This window comes from Acinetobacter sichuanensis (assembly GCF_003024515.2).
In the GTDB taxonomy this organism is placed as follows: domain Bacteria; phylum Pseudomonadota; class Gammaproteobacteria; order Pseudomonadales; family Moraxellaceae; genus Acinetobacter; species Acinetobacter sichuanensis.
In genome coordinates, this window is sequence record NZ_PYIX02000107.1 from 1 (window position 1) to 3,092 (window position 3,092).

The window sequence follows — 3,092 nt, forward strand, 5'->3', positions numbered from 1 at the left end:
GAATCAAAGATATTACTTTTGGCGTGATCGCAGCACCGCTAATCATCATCATTATGATGTGGGCTTCGATACTTGATCAAAGGGCGTTTAAGAAAGAGCGCAACCGAAAAAAGGAACAGGATAAAACCTAATGGCGATTGCTCGTTTAAGTGTCAAAGTCGGTAAGGCAGGTAAAGCAGCACCGCATGCCGAATATATTGATCGGGATGAAGAAAAGAAGCTGAAACAGGAACAGGCAGAAACTGATCTTGAACATAGTGCCTATGGGAATATGCCGAAATGGGCTGAACATAATCCGATTACCTTTTGGCAGTCTGCCGACCTTTACGAGCGTAAAAACGGCAGTACTTATCGAGAATATGAAATTGCCCTACCTAGAGAGATGAATGCCGAGCAACGCCTAGAACTGGTTGAGGACTTCATTCGGTCCGAGATCGGCTCAAAATATCCGTATCAGTTTGCGATTCATAACCCTAAAGCAATGGACGGCAATGATCAGCCTCACGTTCACCTCATGTTTAATGAACGTCTGCAAGATGGAATCGAGCGAGATCCAGAGCAATATTTCAAACGCTATAACAGCAAAAATCCTGAACGTGGCGGAGCTAAAAAAGACAATACAGGCAAGAGTTACCAGGAACGAAAAATTGATATTAAAGACCTACGCCAAAGATGGGCAGATTTATGCAACAGCCATTTAGAAAAGCATCAAATTGATAGCCGTATTGATATGCGAAGCTACAAAGAGCAAGGCATAGAGAAAGAACCTGAAAAAAAACTATTACCAAGCCAAGCCAAAGACCCTGAAATCAGGGAAGCCCTGAAACAGTCACGCACAGCCTATAAAGAACTTGAGCGGCTAGATTTAGGCGACCCGAAAAAAGACCTCAAAGACCTCAAAGACAGTCCAATTTCAGACAAAGAAATTAAACAGGGCATTGAGAGCTTTAAGGCTGATTTTGATAGCTTCAAACAGCTTGCTTTGGAACAGTACAAGCAACAGCAGAAATTAGAACGAGAGCAACAGAAAACAATGAAGTTTAGAGGGATGAGCCGATGACACCTGAGGAAAAAAAGTTATATGCACTGATGGCAGTGGCAGAACAACAGCAGAACCTAGTCAATCAGGCCGTTAAAGAGCTTCAAATCACCGAAGAACGCATTCAGAAGGTCATTGCAGGGCAAACCCATAGCACCGTATCAAAATCGCTAAATACGGGCTTACAAGAGGGCACAGCAGAGCTTATAAAGACCGCCAAAGCACTTGGACGTTTAAAAAACTCGATTGAATCAGCCAGTGATCAATTTTCATGGAAGCTCATTGTCATTGTTCTAGGCATTTTTGCCATTCTGATGCTTGGTATCATTTGGTTATTCAGTGTTTATATCAAACCATTGGAAAATATTTCTAAGATCGAAAGTTTAAGGGAAGCTGGTATTCAGTTAGATATTCAAAGTTGTAGGGTTGGAGAAGAATCTAAGCCTTGTGTGAGAGTGATGAAAGACCAATGCAACTACTCAAAAAATCATGACTTATGTGTGATAGATCCTAAATAGGTAATAATTATAATATGCTATAAAATTATTGTTTCTAGTATTATTATATTTTTGATTATTAAAAATAAATTAGAGGAAAGAAATGAGTTGGCAAGAAAAAATAAACTTATCTAATGATGACAAAATTGTTTGTTCTCGTATGAAAACAAAAGGTCATTTAGGACAAACAGAAATAACTCCTTTCAGTATTTTGAATGATAATGAAGAAGTCATTGGGCATGGTGAATATACCGAACACACAAATGTCCGTGGGCTAAGCACATCACATGTATTGGAATATATTTTAAATGGACAAAAAAGCTGTGAAAGATGGTAGTTATATAAGCTTAAATAAGTAAAATTAATGAGAAATTAAAGAAAAAGCCCATTCAGTATTGAAACTAAATGGGCTTTCGCTTTATATTCAGCGGTACGCAGTTATTTGATGCGCTAACATCAAGTAACGAAGATCAGCAGAGCTACCAACTCGTGCAGATTTCACACTAAGGCTTGTACCTGAACTCTATTTTCACAATAAACAGCGTTTAGATCAAGACTCAAAATGATAAGTCTTCGTTAATACGTGTTTTTATTCATCAAATAAGCATCATAGATCGAGCTTTGCCTGCTTCTGCGTGTCCGTTTTACGGATTGGCATGCGTTGCATGTGGAGGGAATAAGTGTCACTGGTGCAACGTAGCGATAGTCGAAAGGCTAAACCGCTTACAGGGGATTCTCACAAAGGCGGAGCGTTGGAAGTAGTTGTATAGGTCGGTTAAGTTGCATGTTGGGGAAGCCCTCGCAGAGATATCGCCATACTTCGACAGGGAGCGTGTGGGAGAAGGTGCAAGACCTTTAGTCCTTGTCTGCATAGTCAGCAAAACTATGTGCGGATACGACCGATATACGTGGCTCCGAAGCCAAAAAAATATACGGTAAATCGGCAATACTTAAAGGATGTGTCATTTTTTTAAATGACCGCCTTTAGGGAAAGTATTGCCGAAACTCTCTCAACCGTTTCCAAAGCCAAAGCACGAAGTGCGACGCTTTGGTGGCGTGTTGAGAAGTTGAGAGCATTTATTCATTTTGTACAGGTGTGGGATTAGGTATTCTTGTGGATATGATCATCTTTTTTTCTGCTTAGGCTATTTAGAACATTTTTAGGGGTAATCGTGGAAACTTTTTTAATAGTAGCGGTAGTAGCTATAGTTTTATTTTTCTTTATGAAAGGACTTTTTTCTTTTAAAAATGGGGTTCAGTTAAGTATTAGACCTTTCAATGAATGGATGATTCTAGCAAAGAGTGCCAGTAAGAAAGAATTAGAAGTAATGTGTCATTCTGTATTGCTTGAAACAGGAAGTATGTTAGAAAAAGCTAATGTCATCTCACAAAAAGAATTTAGAGATTTATTTCTTAATTCTAGAGTTTATGCTTCTGATTTTATAATGTTAACTCTTATAACGGTTGATATTCAGGAACAACTTTCTAAGCCTACTAGTTTTCCTTTGTATGAATCTGAAGAAGCTAGATTCTATTTATATAAATGTTTTTGTAGA

The 3,092-nt window shown here is 38.6% G+C and carries 4 protein-coding genes; all 4 read left to right on the top strand.

The genetic code is table 11. The features are described 5' to 3' along the window. Positions 1-130 precede the first annotated feature (130 nt). On the top strand, positions 131-1,060 hold the full coding sequence (locus C9E89_RS21975; protein WP_010591655.1) for a MobA/MobL family protein: 930 nt from the start codon (positions 131-133) through the stop codon (positions 1,058-1,060). Beyond that, on the top strand, positions 1,057-1,557 hold the full coding sequence (locus tag C9E89_RS21980; RefSeq protein ID WP_010591654.1) for a hypothetical protein: 501 nt from the start codon (positions 1,057-1,059) through the stop codon (positions 1,555-1,557). The genes C9E89_RS21975 and C9E89_RS21980 overlap by 4 nt, the downstream gene beginning before the upstream one ends. 82 nt (positions 1,558-1,639) lie before the next feature. Then, positions 1,640-1,873, top strand: a complete 234-nt coding sequence (locus C9E89_RS21985; RefSeq protein ID WP_010591653.1) for a hypothetical protein — start codon at positions 1,640-1,642, stop codon at positions 1,871-1,873. A gap of 835 nt (positions 1,874-2,708) precedes the next feature. Beyond that, the coding region (locus tag C9E89_RS21990; RefSeq protein ID WP_147305748.1) for a hypothetical protein at positions 2,709-3,092 on the top strand (384 nt) is incomplete at its 3' end.